The following is a 23217-nucleotide window of genomic DNA, read 5'->3' on the forward strand; positions in this document are numbered from 1 at the left end:
GGGGGAGTGTTGGGGGGATTCATCCTAGGGGGACAAGGGTCGTGCCATCGAGTCAATGGCGGTTTGAACGGGAGAATGTGCGCTCGTTCGAGTGGCTACCCATCGGATGACTTGCCACTCGTCCGTGTGGTGCTCCCGCCAACTCCCGCCTTCACCCCGCCGTTCGGGCCGGAGCCCGCGGCACCCTTCTTGCCACCGCCCCCGGAGCCGCTCCCCGAGCCGCCGGAACGGGAGTTGCCCCCGCCGCCCGGCGTCTCGAACGACTCCAGCGCCTCCAACACGTCCTGGACACGCGAGATCTCGGCGTTGATGTCCTCCTGGCGCCGTTCCAGGACGTCGAGTTCGCGACGGCCCTCGTCCACGGTCTGCCGGGCCTCCGCCTCGGCCTCCGCGCGGATGCGCTCCGCCTCCTTCACCGTGGACGCCTTCCGCTGCTCGGCCTCCTTGAGCAGCCCCTCCGCCTTCTTGACCGCGGCGATACGCACCTTGCTCGCCTCCGAGTCCGCCTCGGCGAGCGTGTTCCTGGCCTTCTCCTCCGCCTCCGTCAGCTGCTCCTGCGCCGCCTTGACGAGCTTGTCGCACCGCTCGCCCGCCGACTGCATCGCCTCGGCCGACTCCCGCCGGGCCCGGTCGTGCAGCTGCTCGACCTCGGTCTCGACGCGGGTACGCAGCTCCTCCGCCCGATCCCGTACGGCCACCGCGTCGTTCCGCGCCTCGTCCAGCATCGTGTCCGCGTCGCGGCGGGCCTTCTCGACGATCTCGCGGCCCTCGCCGCGCGCCTCGGCCACCAGCCGGTCGGACTCCTTGCGGGCGGCGCCCACCATGCCGTCGGCCTGCTTCTCCGCCGCCGTGTAGGTGTTGCCCGCCTCCTCCTGCGCCTTGGACAGGAGCTGGTCGGCCTGCTCGGCCGCCTCCGTACGGCGCTTCGCGGCGGCGTCGCGCGCCTCGTCGCGTACGCGCTCGGCGTCCGCCCGTACCCGCTCGGACTCCTCCAGCGCCTCCGTGACGGTCCGCTCCGCCAACTCCCGCGCGGCCTCCGCCTCTTCGCGCGCGTCCCGGCGTGCCGCGGCCGCGTCCTGCTCGGCGGAGGCGCGGAGCGCGGTGATCTCCTCCTCGGCCCGCTCGTACAGCCCGCTCACCGAGTCCCGCACCTGCTGCGCGGTCTCCTCGGCGGTGGCCAGCAGCTCCGCCGAGCGCCGCTCGGCCTCGTCCACCAGCCGCGCGGACTCCGTCTGCGCGTCCTCGACCCGCTGCCGCGCCGCGGCCAGCAGCTCGTCGCTCTGCTCGCGCGCGGCCGTACGCTCCCGGTGCGCCTCCTCGCGGGCCTCCGCGAGGAGTTGCTCGGACTCGCGGTGGCGCCGCGCCGCCTCCTCCTGCGCGGCGGACAGCGCGCCTGCGGCCTCGGTGTTCGTACGCTCCGCCGCCGCGTTCGCCTCGGCGCGCACCCGGTCCGCGGTCTCCTGGGCCTCCGTGCGCAGCCGCTCCGCCTCGGCGGCGGCCTCGCTGCGCAGCTGCACCGCGACGGCCTCGCCCTCGGCGCGCGACTGCGAGGCGTCGGCGGCCGCCTCGTTCCGCAGCCGCTCGCTCTCCTCCTCGGCCTGCCGCTGAAGGGTGCCGCGGCGCTCCGCCGCCTCGTTCCGCAGCCGCTCGGTCTCCGCGCGCGCCTCCTCGCGCAGCCGCTCCGCCTCGGCGCGCGCCTCGCGCAGCGCCTCCTCGGCGGCGGCGTCCCGCTCCCGCGCCTCCGTGTGCAGGCGCTCCAGCTCGGCGGCGCGCTCCTCCTTGAGGTCGGCGGCGGACTGCTCGGCGTCCTCGCGGATGCGCTGCCCGGCCTCGTCGGCCTCGGCCCGGGTGCGTACGGCCTGCTCCTCGGCCGTGCTCCGCAGCTCCTCGGCCTCCGTACGGGCCCGCTCCAGCGCCTCCTCGGCCTGTCGGCGCAGGGTCCCGGCGCGTTCGATGGCCTCGGTGCGTACGCGCTCGCTCTCGGAGGTGGCGTCGCCGCGCATGTCCTCCGCGTCGGTCCGCGCCTTGGCCAGCAGCTCCTCGGCGCTGGTGGCGGCCTCCTCGATCTGCTGGACGGCCTCGCGGCGGGCCTCGCCGCGGATGCGCTCGCCCTCCTCGACGGCCTCGGCGCGCAGCTGCTCGGCCTCGCCGCGCAGCCGCCGCGCCTCCTCCTGGAGCTCGACGGTCTTGGCGCGGTAGTCCTTGGTGTCGTCCTTGGCGGCGCCCTTCAGCTCCTCCGCCGTGTCGTGCGCCTCGGCGCGCAGCCGGTCGGCCTCGGCCTCGGCCTCCGTGCGCAGCCGCTCGGCCTCCTCGGTGGCCGCGCGGGTGGTGGCCTTGGCCTCCTCGGACGCCTTGTTGAGGACGTCCTCGGCGGCGCGGGCGGCCTCCGCGAGCTGGTTCGCGGACTCCTCGGCCGTACGGGTCCGCGCCTCCTCCTTGGCCTCGGCGACGAGCCGTTCGGCCTCGGAACGGGCGTCGGCCCGCAGCTGCTCGGCCTCGGACTTGAGGGTCTCGGACTCCTTGGTGGCCTCGCCGACCATCCGCGCGATCTCGGCCTTGGCCGTACGGACCCGCTGCTCGTTCTCCGACTCGGAGTCCGCGAGGAGCTTGGCTGCCGACTCCTGCGCCTCCTCGACGTTCTTCGTCGCCTCGGCCCGCGCCTCGCGCAGCGCCGCCGCGGCCTCCTGCATGCGCTGCTCGGCGCGGCGGACGAGGTCGGCGGCCTCGCGGCGGCTGCTCTCGGCCTCGCCGCTGCTGGCCGTACGCACCTGCTCGGCCTGGTCGACGGCCTCCTGCGCCTGCGTGGACGCGGCGCTCAGCATGCGCTCGGCGTCGGCGCGGGCCCGGCGCAGCAGGGCCTCGGCCTCGGCGCGGGCCGCCTCGGCCTCGCTCGTCAGCCGCTGCCGGGACTCCTCGGTGAGGCGCTGGGCCTCGGCGCGGGCGCTGGCGAGGGAACGTTCGGTCTCGGCCCGCGTCTCCTCCATGAGGCGCCTGGCCTGGGCCTCGCTGCGGGTGCGCAGCTGCTCGGCCCAGGCGACGTTCTCGTTCACGTGGGACTCGACGGTGGCCCGGCGCTCGGACAGCTCCTGGTCGAGCTGCTGCCGACGGCGTACGGCCTCGGCGTGCAGGTCCGACTCGAGCTGCGCGTGCCGCTCGGTCTGCTCCTGGATCAGCCGCTGGCTCTGGGCGCGGGCCTCGCGCAGCTCGCGCTCGGCGTCGGCGCGCAGCTGGTCGGCCTGGATCTGGGCGTTGTGGAGGAGCTGCTCGGCCTGGTGGGAGAGGTTCTCGTACCCGGCGGGGCGCAGCGCGAGGGCGCGACGCGCCTCGTGCAGCTTGGCGCGCAGGACTTCGACCTGGTATCCGAGGTCGTCGGCGTGTTCGACGGCCTTCTCGCGCTCTTTCTTCAGCCGCTCCATCCCGGCTTCGAGCTGCGAGAGCTGGTCGTCAGGCTCGTGGCGGTCGTAGCCCGGCACTACGCGGTCCCATCCGTCCCCTGGTCGTTATGTGGCGAACTGGCCCTCGTCCCGGGCCTCATGCACGGGAAATGGTGTCAGATCATCGGCGGAACGTGGACCGAGCGCAGCCCGGAACTCTCCACGGCTGCCGGAGAGTCCGCCCCGGCCGTCACTCTACCGGCCGGGGAAGCGGACGTCAGTGGTCCGTTGCCGCCGACGGCTGCGCGGACGTGACCAGCTCGGTCAGGACGCCGTGGCAGTCCTTGGGGTGCAGGAACGTGATACGGGAGTCCATCGACCCGCGGCGCGGCTGCTCGTAGAGCACGCGGACGCCCTTCTCGGCGATGGCGCCCGCGTCGGTGTCCACGTCGGCCGTGCCGAACGCGATGTGGTGCACGCCCTCGCCGTTCTTGGCGAGCCACTTGCCGACGGCGGAGTCCTCCCGTACGGGCTCCAGGAGCTGGAGGTAGGACGCGCCGCCGTCGTCCGTGCCGTTGATGCGGAGCATGGCCTCGCGGACCCCCTGCTCCTCGTTCACCTCGCTGTGGAAGACCTCGAAACCGTAGGTGGCGCGGTAGAACTCCACGGTCTTGTCCAGGTCGAAGCAGGCGATCCCGATGTGGTCGATGCGCGTCAGCATGGACACAGTGCAGCGCCTCGCGGCCCGTTGCGCAACGTGCGCGCGGTCACACCAACGTGCGCACGGTCACACGGGTCCGCCGGTGACCCGGAGGCGTACCGCTCAGTATCTTGGTGATAACCCTCGTTAACTTCCTCCCGCTGGAAGGAACCCTCATGACTGGCACGCCCAGCCGCACCTCCTCCGTGATCGTCGCAGGCGCCCGTACGCCCATGGGTCGGCTGCTCGGCTCCCTGAAGTCCCTCTCCGGCGCCGACCTGGGCGGTTTCGCCATCAGGGCCGCCCTGGAGCGGGCCGGGATCGGCGGCGAGCAGGTCGAGTACGTGATCATGGGCCAGGTGCTCCAGGCCGGTGCGGGGCAGATCCCGGCCCGTCAGGCGGCCGTCAAGGGCGGCATCCCCATGAACGTGCCCGCGCTCACCATCAACAAGGTCTGCCTCTCCGGCCTCGACGCCATCGCGCTCGCCGACCAGCTCGTGCGCGCCGGGGAGTTCGACGTGGTCGTCGCGGGCGGCCAGGAGTCGATGACCAACGCGCCGCACCTGCTGCCGAAGTCCCGTGAGGGCTACAAGTACGGCGCGGTGGAGATGCTCGACGCGATGGCGTACGACGGTCTCACCGACTCGTTCGAGAACATCGCCATGGGCGAGTCCACGGAGAAGCACAACACCCGCCTGGGCATCGGCCGTGCCGCGCAGGACGAGGTCGCGGCCGCCTCGCACCAGCGGGCCGCGGCGGCGCAGCGGGACGGTCGATTCGACGAGGAGATCGCCCCCGTGGAGATCCCGCAGCGGCGCGGCGAGCCGGTCGTCGTCACGCAGGACGAGGGCATCCGCGCGGACACCACGGTCGAGTCGCTGGGCAAGCTGCGCCCGGCGTTCGCCAAGGACGGGACGATCACGGCCGGTTCGGCGTCGCAGATCTCGGACGGCGCGGCCGCCGTGGTCGTGATGAGCCGGGCGAAGGCCGAGGAGCTGGGCCTGGAGTGGATCGCGGAGATCGGCGCGCACGGCAACGTCGCCGGGCCCGACAACTCCCTCCAGTCGCAGCCGTCGAACGCGATCCAGCACGCCCTGAAGAAGGACGGCCTGTCCGTCGGGGACCTCGACCTGGTGGAGATCAACGAGGCGTTCGCGGCGGTCTGCGTCCAGTCCGTGCAGGACCTCGGGGTCGCGCCGGAGAAGGTCAACGTCAACGGCGGCGCCATCGCGCTGGGCCACCCCATCGGCATGTCCGGCGCCCGTATCGTGCTGCACCTGGCCCTGGAGCTGCGGCGGCGCGGCGGCGGCACCGGCGCGGCGGCCCTGTGCGGCGGCGGCGGGCAGGGCGACGCGCTGATCCTGCGGGTGCCGGAGCGGCAGGCGAAGTAGGCGGCGGGCGGCGGCCGTTCGTACGCGGGCGGTCGCGCCGGCGTACGGGCGGCCGTACGCGCCGCGTACCCGGGACCGGGCGCGGGGCGTACGGCGGGTGCGTACGCGTGACGGGTGCGGTCGACGCGTACGGCCGTGGCGTACGGGACGGGCGCGGGTACGGCACGACGCGGTACGGGCGGGGCAGGACACGACGCGGCGGGACGCGGCACGGTGGACGAACGGTGCCGGTGGCGCCGGTGAGAGCAGAGGAGCACGACGGATGGTGGACGTCCCCACGCTGGTGGCGCAGGCGCGGGAGGGCGGGCCGCGTGCCGTCGCCCGGCTGATCTCGCTGGTGGAGGGGGCCTCCCCGCAGCTGCGCGAGGTGATGGCGGCGCTGGCGCCGCACACCGGCAACGCGTACGTCGTCGGGCTCACCGGCTCGCCCGGCGTCGGCAAGTCGACGTCCACCTCGGGGCTGGTCACCGCGTACCGGCGGGCCGGGAAGCGCGTCGCGGTGCTGGCCGTCGACCCGTCCTCGCCGTTCTCGGGCGGCGCGCTCCTCGGGGACCGGGTGCGGATGGGCGACCACGCCTCCGACCCCGGCGTCTACATCCGGTCCATGGCCACCCGCGGACACCTCGGCGGCCTCGCGTGGGCGGCGCCGCAGGCGATCCGCGTACTGGACGCGGCGGGCTGCGACGTGATCCTCGTCGAGACGGTCGGCGTGGGCCAGTCCGAGGTGGAGATCGCCGCGCAGGCCGACACCAGCGTCGTCCTGCTCGCCCCGGGCATGGGCGACGGCATCCAGGCCGCGAAGGCGGGCATCCTGGAGATCGGTGACGTGTACGTCGTCAACAAGGCCGACCGGGACGGCGCCGACGCCACCGTGCGCGAGCTGAACCACATGCTCGGCCTGGGCGAGGCCCGCGCGCCCGGCGACTGGCGCCCGCCCATCGTCCGGACGGTCGCGGCGCGCGGCGAGGGCCTGGACGAGGTCGTCGAGGCCCTGGAGAAGCACCGCGCGTGGCTGGAGGAGCGCGGCGCCCTCACCGAGCGCCGTACGCGCCGTGCCGCCCGCGAGGTCGAGACGATCGCCGTGACCGCGCTGCGCGAGCGGATGGGCGAACTCCGGGGCGGGCGGCGGCTGGACGCGCTGGCGGAACGGATCGTGAGCGGCGCGCTGGACCCGTACGCCGCGGCGGACGAGCTGGTCGCGGGCCTCACGGAGGAGTAGCCGCGCGGACGCGCGCCGGGCGGGCGGCGCGCGGGTGGGACGGCCGGGGGCGTGGGCTCCCGGCGGCGGGCCGCCCGCCCCCGCCGGGGGTGCGGGGGCGGGCGGTGCCCGGGGGAGGAGGGACGGTCAGTCGTCGTCGCGGTCGTCGTTACGGTCGTCCCGGTCGTCGTCCCGGCCGTTGTCGTCGTCGCCGTTGTCGTCGTCCTGGTCCACGTGCTTGTTCAGCACCTTGCCGTCGGACGCGTCGAGGCTGACCTCGTACCACTTCTTGTCCTTGCCGAGGACGTCCGCCTGCCAGGCGGTGGTGTTGCGGTAGTCGTCCAGCTCGACCGACTCGACGACGCCGCCCGGCACCGCCGCGGCAGCCTTCCCGGCCGCGTCCCTGGCGTCGATGCCCGCCTTCGCCAGCCGGTCCGCCTCGCCGCGGTCGTCGTCCCGGGCGTCCCGGCCGTCGTCGTCGCGGTCGTCCCGGTCGTCGTCCCGGCCGTTGTCGTCGTCCGTGGTCCGGCTGTCGGACTGCGACGCCGTACGGTCGTCCGAGCCGGAGCCCGAGCCGTCCCCGTCCAACGCGAACGCGGTGCCGCCCACGGCGAGCGCGGCCGTGGCGACGGCGGCGACGAGGAGCTTCTTCCTGCTGGAAGCGGTGCGGGTCATGGTGTTCCTCCCTGGTGCTCGATGACGTGGTCCACCGTCGCAAGATGCACCTGAAGCCACGCTGAAGCCACCTGAAGAACGCTTCAGGCGGCGTCGGGCAAGCTGGACGCATGCGCCTGCTGATCGTCGAGGACGAACGCCGTCTCGCCCTGTCCCTCGCGAAGGGCCTGACGGCGGAGGGCTTCGCCGTGGACGTCGTCCACGACGGCCTGGAGGGCCTGCATCTCGCGGGCGAGGGTACGTACGATCTGGTGATCCTGGACATCATGCTGCCGGGCATGAACGGCTACCGCGTCTGCGCCGCGCTCCGCGCCGCCGGGCACGAGACGCCGATCCTGATGCTCACCGCGAAGGACGGCGAGTACGACGAGGCCGAGGGCCTGGACACGGGCGCCGACGACTACCTGACCAAGCCCTTCTCGTACGTCGTGCTCGTCGCCCGCGTACGCGCCCTGCTGCGCCGCCGTACCCGCGCCGGGGCGGCCGTGCTGCGCGTCGGGGAGCTGACCGTGGACCCCGGCTCCCGGCAGGTGTCCGTGGGCGCCCGCGAAGTGGTGCTCACCGCGAAGGAGTTCGCGGTGCTGGAGCACCTGGCCACGCGCGCGGGCGAGGTCGTCTCCAAGTCGGAGATCCTGGAACACGCCTGGGACTCCGCGTACGACGGCGACGTCAACACCGTCGAGGTCCACGTCAGCGCCCTGCGCCGGAAGCTCGGCCCCGGCTGGATCACCACCGTGCGCGGCGCGGGCTACCGGCTGGTGAACTCCCGTGCGTAGGGGCTCCGTACGCACCCGGGCCGCCGTCGGCGCCACCCTCGTCGTGGCGGTCGCGCTGATCGCCGCGGGGCTGGCCGTCGTCGCCACGCTGCGCGCCGGGCTGACGGACAACGCGCGGCTCCGGGCCGAGTCGGCGGCGCGCGAGGTGGCGGCGCAGGTCAGCGACACGACCACCCGGAAGCTCGGGGACGTCGAGGGGCTGGACAGCGACGACCCGGTGCAGATCGTGCGGGCCGACGGCACCGTCCTCGGCGCCTCCGACGGCCTGCGTGGCCGCCCGGCGCTGCGCGACCTCGCCCGGCCGCCGGAGAAGCGCCCCGACCCGCGGCCCAGCACCCTGCGGCCCACGGCCGGTGCCACCGCCTCGGACGACGACCCGGACGACTCGAACGACTCGAACGACTCGAACGACCCGGACGACTCCGACGACGACCGCGACGACGACCGCGACGACCCGGACGACCGGGACGACGACTCCGACGACGACGGCCCCGGCCGCCGTTCCCCCGTCGTCACGACCCCGCCCGCCGAGCCCGTCGAACTGGACCGGAACAGCACCGACACCCGCGCCGCCCTCCCCGTCGACGACGAGGGCGAGGTGACCGCCGACGGCGACGCGGCCGGCGAGCAGGACTTCCACCTCGTCGCCGTCCAGTCCGTTACCCGCGACGGCACCCCGGTGAGCGTCTACGCCGGTACGTCGCTCGCGGCCCAGGAGGAGGCCGTGTCCTCCGTCAGCCGCGCGATGCTCGTCGGGCTGCCCGCCGTGCTGGCCGTCGTCGGAGGCGTGACCTGGCTGGTCACACGGCGCGCGCTGCGGCCCGTGGAGGGCATCCGGCGGGGGATGGCCGAGATCACCGCGAGCACCGACCTGTCCCGGCGGGTGCCCGAGCCCGCCGCGCGGGACGAGGTGGCGCGGCTGGCCCGTACGACCAACGAGACGCTGGCCGCCCTGGAGACCTCCGTGGAGCGCCAGCGCCGCTTCGTCGCCGACGCCTCGCACGAGCTGCGCAGCCCGATCGCGTCGCTCCGTACGCAGCTGGAGGTGGGCGCCGCCCACCCCGAACTCCTCGACGTGGACGGCGCGGTGGAGGACACCGTACGGCTCCAGGGCCTCGCCGCGGACCTGCTGCTGCTCGCCCGGCTCGACGCGGGGGAGCGGCCGGGCGCCGGCCGCGTGCCGCTGGCGGCGCTCGTACGGGAGGAGCTGGCGCGGCGCGGCGACGAGCGCCACCCGGTGCGCCACACGGACGCGGGGGACGACGGGGACGCGGCGGACGACGGGCCGGAGGACGCCGACGGGCTCGCCGTGACCGGCTCGCGCGGGCAGTTGGCGCGGGTGCTGGGCAACCTGCTGGACAACGCGCAGCGGCACGCGGCCGGTTCCGTACGGGTCGGGCTGCGCCGTGAGGGCGGCTGGGCCGTGCTGGAGGTCGCGGACGACGGCGACGGGGTGCCGGAGGCCGAACGGGAGCGGGTCTTCGAGCGGTTCGTACGGCTGGACGACGCCCGTACCCGCGACGAGGGCGGCGCCGGGCTCGGCCTGGCCATCGCCCGGGACGTGGCGCTGCGGCACGGCGGCACGCTGACGGTCACCGGGGCGCCGGAGGGCGGCGCGCTGTTCGCGCTGCGGCTGCCGGTCGCGGACCGGGGCCCGTCCGCCGGGACGGTTCGTACGTGAGGACCGCCCGTCCCGTACGGTTCAGCCGCCGCGCACCTCGTGCAGGTGCTCCGCCACCGGCGCGAGCGCGGTGCGCAGTTCGGTCATGGCCTCCGGTGGCAGCCGGGCGATGAAGTGCCGCCGTACGGACGCCACATGGTGCGGCGCCACCGTGCGCATCGTCTCCCAGCCCTGCTGCGTCAGCACGGCGAACAGGCCGCGCTTGTCGGAGTCGCAGCTCTCGCGGCGCACCAGCCCGGCGTTCTCCATCCGCGTGATCTGGTGCGAGAGGCGGCTCTTGGACTGGAGGGTGCTCGCGGCGAGTTCGCTCATCCGCATGCGGCGGTCCTCGGCCTCGGAGAGGTTGACGAGGATCTCGTAGTCGTTGTTCGTGAGGCCGAACGGCTGGAGGTCGCGCTCCAGTTGGTGCATCAGGAGGCGGCTCACCTCCAGGTGTGTGCGCCACACCCGCTGTTCGTCCTCCGTGAGCCAGAGACTGCCGTCTTCGGTGTCCATACCACGCGACCCTACCCAGAGTTCCGTACCGACGTGATCACGTTCCGTTCACGGTTCACAGTCCGAACCGTCGCTGGAGGTCACCGAGCTGACCCGGCATGCGGGGCGTCTGCTGCCCCGTACGGGACGGCTGCCCGCCGGTTCCGCTTCCGCCTCCGCCCGCGCCGCCGGGCACGCCCGCCTGGTGCGGTACGGCGCCGGTGGCCGCCTCCTCCCGCAGCACCTCCGTGGACTGGATCAGCACCGACCCGCTGCCGGTGAACTCGAACTGGTGCTCCTCGCCCGACGCCCCGCCCAGGCCCGTCAGCGCCCGCAGCCCGCCCAGTACGCCGCGCAGGTACCCGTGGTCGTAGTGGTGGCACGGCGAGGGGCAGTCGGCCCAGCCGACCAGCGCCTGCGGGTCCACTCGTACGGGTGGCTCGACGAAGTGCACCTCGCCGTTGGACGCGGCCACGAACCGGCCGGTGCCGATGAGCGTCAGGAAGCCGGGGATGATCGACTGCTTCAGCGACAGCGACGGCTCGAACGCCAGCAGGTTCCCGGAGCGGATGGTGAGGTTGCCGTCGGCCAGGTCGTACGAGTTGACGTCGAACGCCCGGTCCGCGAGCAGCATCTTCCCGCGGCCCTCCGCGACGACCCAGTCCGCCGCGTGCAGCGGGGAGTGGAAGCTGCCCGCGACGAGCCGGTCCAGCGGGCCGTGGCCGATGGCGTGGAAGTCGATCTCCCCGTAGTACGCGATCATCTTCCCCTTCTGGAGGAACCACCGGCCGTCCAGGTCGACGCAGAACGCGTACGCGTTCACGTTGTCGTCGGAGGGCAGCGTGTGGAAGTCCAGCGCGTCCGGGGTGTTCACAGCTTCTCCTCGCTCGCCTGCACGTAGACGGTGCCCTCGCCGGACAGCTCCAGCTGGAACGCCTCGCCCGAGCCGCGCCCCACCATGTCCCGCCAACCCAGCGCCGTGGACAGCTTGTTGCGTACGTCCCCGTGGTGCGCCACGTACGCCTGCGGGTCCACGTGCACCGGACGGCCCGGCGTGACGGGCAGTGGGAGCACGCCGCCGTGCGCCATCACGGCCACCCCGCCGGTGCCCCTCAGCGAGGTCGTGAACAGCCCCTGCCCGGTGACCTGGCCGCGCACCACGCCCCGCACGCCGCCCTGCGCGCCGAGGAACACGGTGTCCTGCTCCAGCGTCCCGTCGAACGCCAGCAGCCGGTCCGCCTCGACGTACAGCGTGTCCCCGGCCAGCTCCACCACCTGCACGTGGTGCCCGCCGTGCCCGAACCACACCTGCCCGGACCCCTCGACGGTCATCAGCGGCGCGGCCTCGTTCGCGACCCGGCGCCCGATCATGGAGAGCACGCCGCCCTGGCCGCTCCGCGTGTTCGGCGTGAAGGACACCTCGCCCTTGTACGCGATCATCGCGCCGCGCTGGCTGAACACCCGCTGCCCGGGGGTCACCTCGGCCTGCACCATCTTCGCGCTGATCTCGCGGAACGGCATCAGACGTCACCCCCGAGCGTGTTCCGCTCACTGGGCTGCACGTACACCAGGCCGTCCCCCTCGAAGCGGATCTGGAACGCCTCGCCCGAGCCCTCCCCGAGCAGCGTCCGGAAGCCCACGCCGCCGCGCAGCTCCTGCCGCAGCCCGCCGGTGTGCGCCACGTACGCGCCGGGGTCGACCTGGAGCGGGGTGCCCGGCGTGACGCGCAGGATCACGGCCTGCCCGTCCGACATGAGCGCGGCCCGGCCGCTGCCCTCGACGGTGGTGGTGAACAGGCCGTTGCCCTGCGAGGCGCCGCGCAGCCCGGTGAACGTGGTGCCGGTGCGCAGGGTGCCCTCGGCGCAGAGCAGGTTGCTCGACTCGACGTGCAGCGTCTCGCCGTCCAGCCGGACCAGGCTGAGGTCGCTCGCGCGGTCCGCGAAGTAGCAGGTGCCCTCGCCCTTGACCTCCATCACGGTCATCTGCTCGCCCGTCAGCCGACGGGTGACCATGCCGCGCAGCCCGTCACCGCCGCCGGACAGCTTCTTGAACGCCATCCGGCCGTCGTACGCGACCATCGAGCCGTTCTTCGCCTTCACGGTGTCGCCGGTCAGGGTCACGGCGAGCACCTTGCCGCCCCGGAGCTGGAACTGAGCCACAAGGGTGAACATAACCGGCCCGACCGGCCGTCACCAGGGTCCGTACCGGGCCGTCGACCGTTCCGCCGCCCGAACGGGACCCGTACGGGAGTGCGTACGGGCCGCCTGCGACAATGGGCGGGTTCCGCCACCCACGCCCCGATCCCCGACAAAAGGCACCCTCGTGGACATCAAGACCGCCGCCGCCCTGCACCGCCTGCGCCTCGTCTCCGTCCCGGAGGCGCTCTCGTTCCCGGCGCTGCTCCTCTTCGGTTCGCTGCTGAGCCGGGTCTCCGACATCGACTTCCTGATGATGCCGCTCGGGATGATCCACGGGGTGCTGTTCGTCGCGTACCTCGTGCTCCTCGCCGACGTGTGGAAGCGCGCGAGGTGGTCGCTGAAGCGGGTGGCGTTCTTCTTCGTGCTGGCGCTGGTGCCGTTCGGCGGTCTGTACGGCGACCGCGTGCTCCGGCGTGACGAGGCGGACGGCGTGATCGCGGCCCGCGCCCGCGCGGAGCGCGTCGGACGCACGGTCAACTCCTGACGCGTACCTCCCGGCGCGTACCTCCTGACGCGCGCCGCGCACGCCCGGCGCACGGCTCCTGACGGCGGGTGACCCCCGCACGGCCCCTCCCGGTTCGACACCGGCTGAACTGTCCCTTTTGGTGGGAAAGTCAGACGAGTTGACCGCTGGAGGGACCGTGCCGCCGGAGGGATACGACTACGAGGGCCACAGCCGCCTCGCCGGGCCGTTCAGAACGGCCGGGCCCGAATACCGCGTCCGCTACCGCAGCCTCCTGTCCCAGGAGCCCCGGCGCGTACGGGCGATCCTGCTCATGGCCGCCGCCCCCGCGTTCTCGCTCGTGCTGCTGCTCTGGCTGGTGTGGCCCACCCACTGGACCCGCCGCGACGACCCGACGGCGTGGCTCGCCACCGCCGACGGCCTGATGCTCGTGTCGGTGGGGCTGGTCGAGCTGTTCCGCCTCGTCAACGTCGTCTCCGTGGCGCACGCCGCGTTCGTCGCCCGCGACCCGGTGCCCGTACGGCCGCGGAAGGGCAGCAGCGTCGCGTTCCTCACCACGTACGTGCCGGGCAAGGAACCGATCGAGATGGTGCGGGCCACCCTCACCGCCGCCGTACGCGTCCGGCACCGCGGCCGCCTGCACGTCTGGCTGCTGGACGAGGGCGACGACGCGGAGGCGAAGGCGCTCTGCGCCGAGCTGGGCGTCCACCACTTCACCCGCAAGGGCATACCCGACTGGAACCGGCCGCGCGGCCCGCACCGCGCGAAGACCAAGCACGGCAACTACAACGCCTGGCTCGACGCGCACGGCGACGACTACGACTTCTTCGCGTCCGTCGACACCGACCACGTCCCGCTCCCCAACTACCTGGAGCGGATGCTCGGCTACTTCCGCGACCCGGACGTGGCGTTCGTCGTCGGCCCGCAGGTGTACGGGAACTACGACCGGGCCGTCACCAAGTTCGCGGAGAGCCAGCAGTTCCTCTTCCACGCCCTGGTGCAGCGCGCGGGCAACCGCTACGGCTCCCCGATGTTCGTCGGCACCAACAACTGCGTGCGCGTCAGCGCCGTCAAGTCCATCGGCGGGCTCTGCGACTCCATCACCGAGGACATGGCGACCGGCTTCGAGCTGCACCGCCGCCGCAACCCCCGTACCCGCCGACCCTGGCGCTCCGTCTACACGCCCGACGTGCTCGCGGTGGGGGAGGGCCCGGTGTCCTGGACGGACTTCTTCACGCAGCAGCTGCGCTGGTCCCGTGGCACGTACGAGACGCTGTTCACGCAGTACGGGCGCACCTCGCACCGGCTGTCCGCGGGGCGGCTGTTCAGCTACTCGCTGATGCTCGCGTACTACCCGATGAGCGCGCTGACCTGGATGCTCGGCGGGCTGAGCTGCGTCCTCTTCCTGTGGTTCGGCGCGTCCGGCACGCAGGTCGCGCCGTCGGTCTGGCTGATGCTCTACGCCGACGCCGCCGCCCTCCAGATCGGCATCTACGTCTGGAACCGGCGGCACAACGTCTCGCCCCACGAGCCCAAGGGCTCCGGCGGGCTCGCCGGGATCGCCATGTCGGCGCTGTCCGCGCCCATCTACGCCCGTTCGCTCGCCGCCGCCGTGTTCCGCCGCCCGTGCCGCTTCGTCGTCACGCCCAAGGGCGGCTCGGCCAGCCTCGACCAGCCCGCGACGTTCCGTACGCACCTGGCCTGGGCCGGGGTGCTCGGCGGCTCGCTGCTGGCGTCGGTGGCGCTGGGGCACACGCACGCGGCGATGCGGACCTGGTCCGTACTGGCGCTGGCGGTGGCGCTCGCGCCGGTCGCGGCGTGGTGGTACGGCGAGTACCGGGTGGGGCGCGCGCCCGGCCGCCACCTGCTGCGCGCGCTGCCGCGCGCCCGGCGCACGGTGCGCGGGGAGGGTGCCCTGTTCGGTGACGTGTTCGTCGAGCAGGCGCCCGCGCACGTGGGGGAGCGGGAGCCGGTGCTCACGGCGTCGGGCGGCTGACGGGGGCGGGCGGGGTCCGGCGTACGGGTCCCCGCCCGCCGTCCGACCCGCCCGCCGTACCGCTTCCGCCCACCTTTCAAGACGGCCGCGTCCGACAGGTGACCGACCGGTAGGGTCGGGCGCGTGTCCAAGCCGCTGAGCCTGCCGTTCGATCCGATCGCACGCGCCGACGAGCTGTGGTCGCGCCGCTGGGGGACCGCACCCGCGATGGCCGCGATCACCTCGGTCATGCGGGCGCACCAGATCCTGCTGGCCGAGGTCGACGCCGTGGTCAAGCCGTACGGGCTGACGTTCGCGCGCTACGAGGCGCTGGTGCTGCTCACCTTCTCGCGCGCCGGGGAGCTGCCGATGTCGAAGATCGGTGAGCGCCTGATGGTGCACCCCACCTCCGTCACCAACACCGTGGACCGGCTCCAGCGCGCCGGGCTGGTCGCCCGGCGGCCGAACCCGAACGACGGGCGCGGCACCCTCGCCTCCATCACGGAGAAGGGCCGCCAGGTGTGCGACGCGGCCACCCACGACCTGATGGCGATGGACTTCGGGCTGGGCGCGTACGACGCGGAGGGCTGCGCCGACATCTTCGACCTGCTGCGGCCGCTGCGGGTGGCGGCGCGGGACTTCGAGACGCGGGACCTCGAGGCGCGCGACTGACGCGGGACCCACGGAGCGGGGCGGGGTGTGCCCGGGGGGTGTGCCGATCGCCCCGTAAGGGGCGGATACGCTCTCCGGCATGAAGAAGAGCGTGCTGACCCGCTACCGGGTGATGGCCTACGTCACCGCCGTCATGCTGCTGCTCCTGTGCGGCTGCATGGTCTTCAAGTACGGCTTCGACAAGGGCGAGGACCTGACGTTCGTGGTCTCGCAGGCGCACGGCCTGCTCTACATCGTCTACCTGGTCTGCGCCTTCGACCTCGGCCAGAAGGCCCGGTGGCCCTTCGGGAAGCTGCTGTGGGTGCTGCTGTCGGGGACGATCCCGACGGCCGCGTTCTTCGTCGAGCGCCGGATCGTACGGGAGACCGAGCCGCTGCTCACGGACGCGCCCGGCACACCCGCGCGGGCGTGACCCCCGCCGCGTACGCCGCCGTGTGACACGCCCCGCCCGGGGGTCACTTGCGCCGGGCGGGGTCTCGGGCGGACTATTAGTTGGACGTCCTAGTAATTATCCCATCGCAGCCCGCCCCCGGCAGACCCCGTGGGACGCGCGCCCGCGGAGAGGCGAAGAGACCCCATGGATGCTGAGGCCATCGAGCAGGGCAGGCGGCGCTGGCAGGAGCGCTACGACGCGGCCCGCACCCGCGACGCCGACTTCACCACGCTGTCCGGCGACCCGGTCGACCCGGTGTACGGGCCCCGGCCGGGCGACACGTACGAGGGCTTCGAGCGGATCGGCTGGCCCGGCGAGTTCCCGTACACCCGCGGCCTGCACGCCACCGGATACCGCGGACGCACCTGGACCATCCGCCAGTTCGCGGGCTTCGGCAACGCCGAGCAGACCAACGAGCGGTACAAGATGATCCTGGAGGCGGGCGGCGGCGGCCTCTCCGTCGCGTTCGACATGCCCACCCTCATGGGCCGCGACTCGGACGAGCCCAAGGCGCTGGGCGAGGTGGGCCACTGCGGCGTCGCCATCGACTCCGCCGCCGACATGGAGGTCCTCTTCCGGGACATCCCGCTGGGCGACGTGACCACGTCCATGACCATCTCCGGGCCCGCCGTCCCCGTCTTCTGCATGTACCTGGTGGCCGCCGAACGGCAGGGCGTCGACCCCGGCGTGCTCAACGGCACGCTCCAGACGGACATCTTCAAGGAGTACATCGCGCAGAAGGAGTGGCTGTTCCAGCCCGAGCCCCATCTGCGGCTGATCGGCGACCTGATGGAGCACTGCGCGCGCGGCATCCCCGCGTACAAGCCGCTCTCCGTCTCCGGCTACCACATCCGCGAGGCCGGTGCGACGGCCGCGCAGGAGCTGGCGTACACCCTCGCGGACGGCTTCGGGTACGTGGAGCTGGGCCTCTCCCGCGGGCTCGACGTGGACACCTTCGCGCCCGGCCTGTCCTTCTTCTTCGACGCGCACCTCGACTTCTTCGAGGAGATCGCCAAGTTCCGCGCCGCGCGCCGGATCTGGGCCCGCTGGATGCGCGACGAGTACGGCGCGAAGTCCCCGAAGGCGCAGTGGCTGCGCTTCCACACCCAGACCGCGGGCGTCTCGCTCACGGCGCAGCAGCCGTACAACAACGTCGTCCGTACGGCCGTCGAGGCGCTCTCCGCCGTCCTCGGCGGCACCAACTCCCTGCACACCAACGCCCTCGACGAGACCCTCGCGCTCCCCAGCGAGCAGGCCGCCGAGATCGCGCTGCGCACGCAGCAGGTGCTGATGGAGGAGACGGGCATCACCAACGTCGCGGACCCGCTGGGCGGTTCGTGGTACGTGGAGCAGCTGACCGACCGGATCGAGGCCGACGCCGAGAAGATCTTCGAGCAGATCAGGGAGCGCGGGCGGCGCGCGGTGCCGAGCGGCGAGCACCCCATCGGGCCGATCACGTCCGGCATCCTGCGCGGCATCGAGGACGGCTGGTTCACCGGCGAGATCGCCGAGGCGGCCTTCCAATACCAGCGGGCGCTGGAGAAGGACGACAAGCGGGTCGTCGGCGTCAACTGCCACACCGGCTCGGTCACCGGCGACCTGGAGATCCTGCGCGTCAGCCACGAGGTGGAGCGGGAGCAGGTACGGGTCCTCGGCGCGCGCCGGGAGGCCCGCGACGAGACGGCCGTACGGACCGCGCTGGACGCGATGCTCGCGGCGGCCCGCAGCGACGCGAACATGATCGAACCGATGCTGGAGGCCGTACGGGCCGAGGCGACGCTCGGCGAGATCTGCGGCGTGCTGCGCGACGAGTGGGGCGTCTACACGGAGCCGCCCGGCTTCTGAGCCGGCGCTCGGCCCGGCGCGTTCACCCCGGCGCGTTCACCCCGGTGGGGTGAGCGCGCCGAGCCCGGCCACGAGGAGGGCGGTGAAGGCGGTCACCCACGCGTCGTCCGCCGGTTCGCCGCTGACCAGCACGCGGTGGACGACGGCGCCCGCGATCACGTCGAACACCAGGTCCGCCTGCCGGGCGGCCGCCACCGGGTCGGCGTCCGGGGGCAGCTCGCCGCGGGCCTGCGCGCGGGCGCGGCCCTCCAGTACGAGCCGCTTCTGCCGGTCCACGACGGCCGTACGGATGCGGTCGCGCAGACCGGGGTCCCGGGTGGACTCGGCCACCAGGGCCATCAGCGCGGTGGCCGTCTCGGGCCGCTCCAGCAGCGCGGCGAACGAGCGGACCACACCGCCGACGTCCGCCGCGAGGCTGCCCCGGTCCGGCAGTTCCAGCTCGTCGAAGAGGACCGCGACGGCGTCCACGACGAGCGCGCTCTTGCCCGGCCAGCGGCGGTAGAGCGTGGTCTTCGCCACACCCGCGCGGGCGGCCACGTCCCCCAACGTCAGCTTGGACCAGCCCAGTTCGACGAGGGCGGCGCGCGTCGCGTCGAGCATCGCGCGCTCCGCCGCCGCGCTCCGTGGTCGGGCCATGGGCGCACCCTACTCAGCCCTCCGGCCGGGGCCACCCCCGTACTGCCCGGACGGCCGGTGTTACGCTACGAGCCGTAGCGGAACGGCGTACGTACGGGCCCGGGGGGCGGGTCCGGCGCGGCGGCGGCACGCAGGGTGGGGACCCGGTAACGAACACCGCGCGGAAGGGGGAGACTGGTTCCATGCAGCCACGCAATGTGTCCATGAGCGGAGTGGTCGACCTCGCCGCGGTGAAGGCGGCCGGAGAGGCCAAGCAGAAGGCGGAGCAGGCGCGGGCCGACGCGGCCGAGCGCGGCGGCAGCGCCGCACCGTCCGGCCTGGTGATCGACGTCGACGAGGCCGGTTTCGAGGCGGAGGTCCTCCAGCGCTCCGCCGAGGTGCCCGTCGTCATCGACTTCTGGGCCGAGTGGTGCGAGCCGTGCAAGCAGCTCGGGCCGGTCCTGGAGCGGCTCGCGCGGGAGTACGTCGGCCGCTTCCTGCTCGCCCGCGTCGACGTCGACCAGAACCAGATGCTGTTCCAGCAGTTCGGCGTGCAGGGCATCCCCGCGGTCTTCGCGGTCGTCGCCGGTCAGGCGCTGCCCCTCTTCCAGGGCGCCGCTCCCGAGGCGCAGATCCGGGAGACCCTGGACCAGCTCGTGCAGGTCTCGGAGCAGCGCTTCGGCATCACCGGCCTGCCGTACGTGCCGGAGGACGGCGCCGAGGGCGCCGACGGCGCGGACGCCGTACGGCAGGGGCCCCCGGAGCCGCCGGAGGACCCGGCGCTGACCGCCGCGCACGACGCGCTGGACGCGGGCGACCTGGACGCCGCGGTGCGGGCGTACAAGGACGTGCTCGCCGCCGACCCGGCCAACACCGAGGCCCGGCTGGGGCTGGGGCAGGCCGAGCTGCTGGCCCGGGTGCAGGGGCTCGACGCGCAGCAGGTGCGCAAGGAGGCGGCGGACCGACCGGCCGACGTGGACGCCCAGTTGCGGGCGGCGGACCTGGACCTGGCCGGTGGCCACGTGGAGGACGCGTTCGGGCGGATCGTGGACACCGTACGGCGGACCGCGGGGGACGACCGGGAGCGGGCACGGCTGCGGCTCCTCGACCTCTTCGACGTGATCGGCGGCGACGATCCCCGTGTGGTGACGGCGCGCAGCGCGCTGGCGCGCGTCCTGTTCTGAGCCGGGCGCTCCGCGCCGCCCTCCGGGGCGGCGGTGGGAGGCGTTCCGCCGCTCATTGATTTAGCGACATCAGCGGCTGTGTTTTGCCAAAGCTTGGCAATCGCAGCCGCTGTGACGCTCGGTGAGCAACACGCGGGAAATCGGCCTGACATGTCCGAATAATGCACTTGTCACGTGAAGTTTCCCCGCTACGTGGGGTGTTCGACCGATGCCGTTCGGAGCCTTCGCGGTGATCCGAGCGTTACTCGCAAGTAATGAGCCCCTTGTATGTCGGCGCCCGATGCACCACGATCAGCCAGGCTCGGTCCATTACCCGGCCCGTCAACCAGTCGGGCGCCCAAGGGCGATGGGTCCCCACCGAGTGGACCGGCGGTGTCACCGCGGTCCGCGGGCAGGGGGGTCTCTGCCGCCCGGCGGAGCCTGTCCGCCATGGAGGGTTGCGCGAGAGCGTGGCCAGTGGTTGTCGCTCGGGGGTGATCGCCGGCAGCTCGGAACGCACGCAGCAGTTCGCTCCAGTCGACGGCGCTCCCTTTCCCGAGGACGTAGCACTTCTCCCATCCCAGGCGCGGGTCCGCAGCCCGTTTCTTGAGATGTACGTCCGAGAAGGAGGAAAGTCATGGAGTCCCTGGCTCGTGGCGGGACCAGATGGAAGCGGTTCGCCGTCGTCATGGTGCCCAGCGTTGCCGCTACGGCCGCCATCGGAGTAGCCCTGTCCCAGGGTGCGCTGGCGGCCTCGTTCAGTGTGTCCGGCCAGCAGTTCAAGGTGACTGCCGACCGGCTCGAGGGCACCGGGTTCGCACAGTACGGCGCGATCGACAGCACCAAGGCGGGCACCAAGCCCGTCACGGTCGTCGGCATGAACGACGCGACGATCAAGAACCTGTGCCAGTCGGTCGTCATACCGGTGCCGGTCTTCGGTGAAGTGTCGATGAAGCTCGGCGCGGGCAGCGGAAGCACCCCCGTCGAAGCGAAGAAGCTGTACATCGACGCGGACGACCTGTCGACCAACGCGACGTTCAAGAACATCGACATCGGCGTCTCCGTCGATGACACCACCAAGGGCCCCGGCCCGCAGAAGGGCGACAAGTACCTGCCGGGCTCCTTCGCCCAGCAGGCCGACAGCGTCGTCTTCACCGATGTCAAGCAGCGCGCGTGGGCCACGACGGCCGGCACGTTCAAACTCAGCGGTCTCAAGATGAGCGTCAAGAAGGGCGCTCACGAGTGCTTCTGAGGCACTGAATGCCTACGGGCGCGGGGACACCCCCCTTTCCCGCGCCCGTACGCATGCTCCACCTGCAAGTTCTCGACAGTCCCCGAGGAGCTGTACGTATGAGCGCCGACACGCGAGAGCGGCCCGCCGACCGGCTGGCCCGGACGCGCGCGAATTTCCGGGTCTGGCGAGGACAGCGGCCGTTCTGGGGCGGGATGCTGACCCTGCTCGCCGGTATCCCGATCATGTACATCCCGTACCAGAACCTCACGCTGGGCTCGTTGACCATCCGGATGGCGACCACCGCGGGAGCGGGCTCGCTGATCATCGGCGTTCTGCTCGTCGTGCTCGGCCTGACCATGTGGTACCAGCCGGAGTCCCGGGTGTTCGCCGGTGTCGCGGCCATCCTGCTGGCGCTGGTCTCGCTGGTCGTCTCCAACTTCGGCGCCTTCCTGATCGGCTTCCTGCTCGGCATGATCGGCGGCGCCCTCGGCGTCTCCTGGGCCCCCGGTGAATCTCCCGGCGGGCGTGACCCCGTCCGGGGCAGGCGGCACGTACGGGAACCCCTCCGGCCGCGCGACGACGACGCGGACCGGGACGACCGCGACCGCGACGACCGCGACGCGTTCCGCGACACGGAGCACACCGCCGCCCTCGACGCGTACGACGCGGACGGCGGCGGGACGAAGGGCGACGGGGCGGACGACGGCGGGACGAAGGACGCGTACACCGCTCCGGACGCGGGCGATCTGTCAGTCAGTGGAACGGCTTCCGCCGCGGCCTCCCCGACCGCGACCGCAGCCGACGCGAACGACGTGAACGGGAGGCACGGTGCCGGGTGACGAGATGCGGGAGGACGCCACCGCCTCGACGGGCGCCGACCGGGAGCGAAGAGGCCCACGGCACGCCGCTCCCCGCAAGCCGCTGCTGACACGGCTGCACGTGCCCGCGGGCAAGGCGATAGCCATGGCCGCGATGCCGTCCGCCGTCCTGATGGGCATGGGGCTCACCCCCCAGCTGGCCAACGCGAAGCAGCAGCCCAAGAACCCGTTCAAGGACGGGCCCTGCGTCTCCGCGCCCGACAAGGACGAGGAGGCCGAGAAGAAGGCGGAGGAGAAGGCCGAGAAGGAGGCCGCGAAGAAGAAGGCGGCCGAGGCGAAGGCCAAGGCGGAGAAGGCGCGGAAGAAGGCCGAGGAGGACGCCCGGGAGAAGGGCGGCCGCGGCGAGGACGACGCGAACGGCTCGGACGGCGGCGCCTCCGACGGCGGTACGTCCGGCGGCGGCGCTTCGGACGGCGGTACGTCCGGCGGTGACGGCGGTACGGGCTCCGGTGGCGAGCCCGGCGCGGACGCGGGTGCCGACGCCGGTGCCGACGCGGGCGCGGACGCCGGTGCGGACGCGGGCGCGGGCTCCACGGAGTCCGGCGACGGCGCGGACGACGGTACGGACTCCGGCGACCGGAACCCCCTCGACCCGTTGGGGCTCGGCGATATACTCAAGGACGTACTCACCCCGAAGGAGAAGGCCGAGCAGGACGAAGCCGAGCGGGACGGCGGCGCGTCCGAGCGGCCCGCTCCCGGGCCGTCGTCCTCGGCCGAGGACGAGGCCCCCGACCCTGCCGAGGACGCCGTGGACGAGGTGGAGAAGGGCGTCGAGGACACCGTCGACGGTCTGCGCGACGGCGCGAAGGACGCCGGGGACGGGAAGTCCCGCCCCTCGCCCTCGCCCTCCGGCAGCGGGGACGGTTCCCGCGACGACGACCGGGACGGGAAGAAGGAGCAGCGGGACGGGGCCGCCGACGCGGAGGACGAGGACGGCAAGAAGCCGTTCCCCTGCGTGGAGGAGGAGAAGGTCGCGGGCACCGACCAGGAGACCCCCACCGCCCTCCCCAACCAGCCCTGGTTCCTGGAGGCTTCGTCGCTCGCCCTGCACGGCCTGGACTACAAGGGCGTCGTCAACGTCACGACGGCGAACGGCCAGACCAAGCAGGCGCTGAAGTTCACCGCCTCCGGTCTCGACATCGGGGACCTGCACCAGATCGTCGACGGTCAGGGCGGCGTGAAGTACCACGTACAGGCGGCCCAGGGCTCCACGTCCACCATCCGCGACGGCCAGGTCACCATGTACACCGAGCGGTTGCAGGGCAATCTCTTCGGGTTGATCCCGATCGTCTTCGACCCGGAGCACCCGCCGCCGGTCAACCTGCCCGAGGCGTTCTTCACCAAGGTGAAGGTCACGCAGGCGGCCCAGTTCGGCGGCACGCTCACCGTGCCGGGACTGCACCAGAGCATCAGCCGCTGACGCTCCCGTAGCGACGGCGACGGCGACGGCGACGGAAGGGCGGGCCGGGGAG

The 23217-nt window shown here is 73.0% G+C and carries 21 protein-coding genes; 13 read left to right on the forward strand and 8 right to left on the reverse strand.

What is annotated here, in order from left to right:
• Nucleotides 1–95: 95 nt before the first annotated feature.
• Nucleotides 96–3473 (reverse strand): polarized growth protein Scy, encoded by a 3378-nt coding sequence (gene scy / locus D7M15_RS21290; protein WP_121518963.1) that lies wholly within the window; start codon nucleotides 3471–3473, stop codon nucleotides 96–98.
• 178 nt (nucleotides 3474–3651) lie between these two features.
• The gene (gene mce, locus D7M15_RS21295; protein ID WP_121521161.1) at nucleotides 3652–4095 is read right to left on the reverse strand and encodes a methylmalonyl-CoA epimerase; all 444 of its coding nucleotides are present in this window, start codon (nucleotides 4093–4095) and stop codon (nucleotides 3652–3654) included.
• A gap of 155 nt (nucleotides 4096–4250) precedes the next feature.
• Here mce and D7M15_RS21300 point away from each other — a divergent pair, with 155 nt between their 5' ends.
• The gene (locus D7M15_RS21300) at nucleotides 4251–5465 is read left to right on the forward strand and encodes an acetyl-CoA C-acetyltransferase (protein WP_121518964.1); all 1215 of its coding nucleotides are present in this window, start codon (nucleotides 4251–4253) and stop codon (nucleotides 5463–5465) included.
• A 262-nt stretch (nucleotides 5466–5727) separates the two neighbouring features.
• The gene (meaB, locus tag D7M15_RS21305; protein WP_121518965.1) at nucleotides 5728–6684 is read left to right on the forward strand and encodes a methylmalonyl Co-A mutase-associated GTPase MeaB; all 957 of its coding nucleotides are present in this window, start codon (nucleotides 5728–5730) and stop codon (nucleotides 6682–6684) included.
• A 126-nt stretch (nucleotides 6685–6810) separates the two neighbouring features.
• Here the strand turns inward: meaB and D7M15_RS21310 are convergent, their stop codons facing one another.
• Nucleotides 6811–7338: a PepSY domain-containing protein gene (locus D7M15_RS21310; protein ID WP_121518966.1), complete on the reverse strand. Its 528-nt coding sequence runs from the start codon at nucleotides 7336–7338 to the stop codon at nucleotides 6811–6813.
• 110 nt (nucleotides 7339–7448) lie between these two features.
• Between D7M15_RS21310 and D7M15_RS21315 the strand changes: the two genes are divergently transcribed.
• Both D7M15_RS21315 and D7M15_RS21320 read left to right on the forward strand, forming a co-directional pair.
• Nucleotides 7449–8114, forward strand: coding sequence for a response regulator transcription factor (locus tag D7M15_RS21315; RefSeq protein WP_121518967.1), 666 nt, complete (start codon nucleotides 7449–7451; stop codon nucleotides 8112–8114).
• Nucleotides 8107–9795, forward strand: coding sequence for a HAMP domain-containing sensor histidine kinase (locus D7M15_RS21320; protein ID WP_121518968.1), 1689 nt, complete (start codon nucleotides 8107–8109; stop codon nucleotides 9793–9795). Before D7M15_RS21315 ends, D7M15_RS21320 begins: the two co-directional genes overlap by 8 nt.
• Nucleotides 9796–9816: 21 nt before the next feature.
• Here D7M15_RS21320 and D7M15_RS21325 read toward each other — a convergent pair whose 3' ends face one another.
• Genes D7M15_RS21325 through D7M15_RS21340 form a run of 4 tightly spaced genes read right to left on the reverse strand, consistent with a single transcriptional unit; the run spans nucleotide 9817 to nucleotide 12428 of the window.
• Nucleotides 9817–10290, reverse strand: a complete 474-nt coding sequence (locus D7M15_RS21325) for a MarR family transcriptional regulator (protein ID WP_121518969.1) — start codon at nucleotides 10288–10290, stop codon at nucleotides 9817–9819.
• Nucleotides 10291–10345: 55 nt separating this feature from the next.
• Nucleotides 10346–11143, reverse strand: a complete 798-nt coding sequence (locus tag D7M15_RS21330; protein ID WP_121518970.1) for an AIM24 family protein — start codon at nucleotides 11141–11143, stop codon at nucleotides 10346–10348.
• Nucleotides 11140–11790 (reverse strand): AIM24 family protein, encoded by a 651-nt coding sequence (locus D7M15_RS21335; RefSeq protein ID WP_121518971.1) that lies wholly within the window; start codon nucleotides 11788–11790, stop codon nucleotides 11140–11142. The genes D7M15_RS21330 and D7M15_RS21335 overlap by 4 nt, the downstream gene beginning before the upstream one ends.
• On the reverse strand, nucleotides 11790–12428 hold the full coding sequence (locus D7M15_RS21340; RefSeq protein WP_206337399.1) for an AIM24 family protein: 639 nt from the start codon (nucleotides 12426–12428) through the stop codon (nucleotides 11790–11792). The genes D7M15_RS21335 and D7M15_RS21340 overlap by 1 nt, the downstream gene beginning before the upstream one ends.
• A gap of 163 nt (nucleotides 12429–12591) precedes the next feature.
• On the opposite strand from D7M15_RS21340, the gene D7M15_RS21345 reads away from it, so the two are divergent.
• The 5 genes from D7M15_RS21345 to D7M15_RS21365 all read left to right on the forward strand — a co-directional run bounded on the left by D7M15_RS21345 (nucleotide 12592) and on the right by D7M15_RS21365 (nucleotide 17855).
• Complete coding sequence (locus tag D7M15_RS21345; protein ID WP_121518973.1) at nucleotides 12592–12951, forward strand: DUF3817 domain-containing protein; 360 nt, start codon at nucleotides 12592–12594, stop codon at nucleotides 12949–12951.
• A gap of 157 nt (nucleotides 12952–13108) precedes the next feature.
• Complete coding sequence (locus D7M15_RS21350) at nucleotides 13109–14926, forward strand: cellulose synthase catalytic subunit (protein WP_165906310.1); 1818 nt, start codon at nucleotides 13109–13111, stop codon at nucleotides 14924–14926.
• Nucleotides 14927–15049: 123 nt separating this feature from the next.
• Nucleotides 15050–15577, forward strand: a complete 528-nt coding sequence (locus D7M15_RS21355) for a MarR family transcriptional regulator (protein WP_121518974.1) — start codon at nucleotides 15050–15052, stop codon at nucleotides 15575–15577.
• Between the two features lie 79 nt (nucleotides 15578–15656).
• Nucleotides 15657–15989, forward strand: coding sequence for a DUF3817 domain-containing protein (locus D7M15_RS21360; protein WP_121518975.1), 333 nt, complete (start codon nucleotides 15657–15659; stop codon nucleotides 15987–15989).
• A gap of 165 nt (nucleotides 15990–16154) precedes the next feature.
• The gene (locus tag D7M15_RS21365) at nucleotides 16155–17855 is read left to right on the forward strand and encodes a methylmalonyl-CoA mutase family protein (protein ID WP_121518976.1); all 1701 of its coding nucleotides are present in this window, start codon (nucleotides 16155–16157) and stop codon (nucleotides 17853–17855) included.
• A gap of 36 nt (nucleotides 17856–17891) precedes the next feature.
• On the opposite strand, the gene D7M15_RS21370 is transcribed toward D7M15_RS21365, so the two are convergent.
• A complete protein-coding gene (locus tag D7M15_RS21370; RefSeq protein WP_121518977.1) occupies nucleotides 17892–18491 on the reverse strand; it encodes a TetR/AcrR family transcriptional regulator in 600 nt (199 codons plus the stop codon).
• 182 nt (nucleotides 18492–18673) lie between these two features.
• Here D7M15_RS21370 and D7M15_RS21375 point away from each other — a divergent pair, with 182 nt between their 5' ends.
• The 4 genes from D7M15_RS21375 to D7M15_RS21390 all read left to right on the forward strand — a co-directional run bounded on the left by D7M15_RS21375 (nucleotide 18674) and on the right by D7M15_RS21390 (nucleotide 23165).
• The gene (locus D7M15_RS21375; RefSeq protein ID WP_121518978.1) at nucleotides 18674–19654 is read left to right on the forward strand and encodes a tetratricopeptide repeat protein; all 981 of its coding nucleotides are present in this window, start codon (nucleotides 18674–18676) and stop codon (nucleotides 19652–19654) included.
• Nucleotides 19655–20270: 616 nt separating this feature from the next.
• Nucleotides 20271–20885, forward strand: a complete 615-nt coding sequence (locus D7M15_RS21380; RefSeq protein ID WP_121518979.1) for a DUF6230 family protein — start codon at nucleotides 20271–20273, stop codon at nucleotides 20883–20885.
• A 98-nt stretch (nucleotides 20886–20983) separates the two neighbouring features.
• On the forward strand, nucleotides 20984–21706 hold the full coding sequence (locus D7M15_RS21385) for a DUF6114 domain-containing protein (RefSeq protein ID WP_121518980.1): 723 nt from the start codon (nucleotides 20984–20986) through the stop codon (nucleotides 21704–21706).
• The gene (locus tag D7M15_RS21390; RefSeq protein ID WP_206337400.1) at nucleotides 21696–23165 is read left to right on the forward strand and encodes a hypothetical protein; all 1470 of its coding nucleotides are present in this window, start codon (nucleotides 21696–21698) and stop codon (nucleotides 23163–23165) included. The genes D7M15_RS21385 and D7M15_RS21390 overlap by 11 nt, the downstream gene beginning before the upstream one ends.
• Nucleotides 23166–23217: the final 52 nt, after the last annotated feature.

This window comes from Streptomyces sp. Z26, assembly GCF_003665095.1.
GTDB classification, from domain to species: Bacteria; Actinomycetota; Actinomycetes; order Streptomycetales; family Streptomycetaceae; genus Streptomyces; species Streptomyces phytohabitans.

What these genes read in the sequence shown, in the direction of transcription:
- mce (WP_121521161.1), bottom strand. Translation starts at nt 4,095, where the DNA reads ATGCTGACGCGCATCGACCACATCGGGATCGCCTGCTTCGACCTGGAC.
- D7M15_RS21300 (WP_121518964.1), top strand. Translation starts at nt 4,251, where the DNA reads ATGACTGGCACGCCCAGCCGCACCTCCTCCGTGATCGTCGCAGGCGCC.
- meaB (WP_121518965.1), top strand. Translation starts at nt 5,728, where the DNA reads ATGGTGGACGTCCCCACGCTGGTGGCGCAGGCGCGGGAGGGCGGGCCG.
- D7M15_RS21310 (WP_121518966.1), bottom strand. Translation starts at nt 7,338, where the DNA reads ATGACCCGCACCGCTTCCAGCAGGAAGAAGCTCCTCGTCGCCGCCGTC.
- D7M15_RS21315 (WP_121518967.1), top strand. Translation starts at nt 7,449, where the DNA reads ATGCGCCTGCTGATCGTCGAGGACGAACGCCGTCTCGCCCTGTCCCTC.
- D7M15_RS21325 (WP_121518969.1), bottom strand. Translation starts at nt 10,290, where the DNA reads ATGGACACCGAAGACGGCAGTCTCTGGCTCACGGAGGACGAACAGCGG.
- D7M15_RS21335 (WP_121518971.1), bottom strand. Translation starts at nt 11,790, where the DNA reads ATGCCGTTCCGCGAGATCAGCGCGAAGATGGTGCAGGCCGAGGTGACC.
- D7M15_RS21360 (WP_121518975.1), top strand. Translation starts at nt 15,657, where the DNA reads ATGAAGAAGAGCGTGCTGACCCGCTACCGGGTGATGGCCTACGTCACC.
- D7M15_RS21365 (WP_121518976.1), top strand. Translation starts at nt 16,155, where the DNA reads ATGGATGCTGAGGCCATCGAGCAGGGCAGGCGGCGCTGGCAGGAGCGC.
- D7M15_RS21370 (WP_121518977.1), bottom strand. Translation starts at nt 18,491, where the DNA reads ATGGCCCGACCACGGAGCGCGGCGGCGGAGCGCGCGATGCTCGACGCG.
- D7M15_RS21375 (WP_121518978.1), top strand. Translation starts at nt 18,674, where the DNA reads ATGCAGCCACGCAATGTGTCCATGAGCGGAGTGGTCGACCTCGCCGCG.
- D7M15_RS21380 (WP_121518979.1), top strand. Translation starts at nt 20,271, where the DNA reads ATGGAGTCCCTGGCTCGTGGCGGGACCAGATGGAAGCGGTTCGCCGTC.
- D7M15_RS21385 (WP_121518980.1), top strand. Translation starts at nt 20,984, where the DNA reads ATGAGCGCCGACACGCGAGAGCGGCCCGCCGACCGGCTGGCCCGGACG.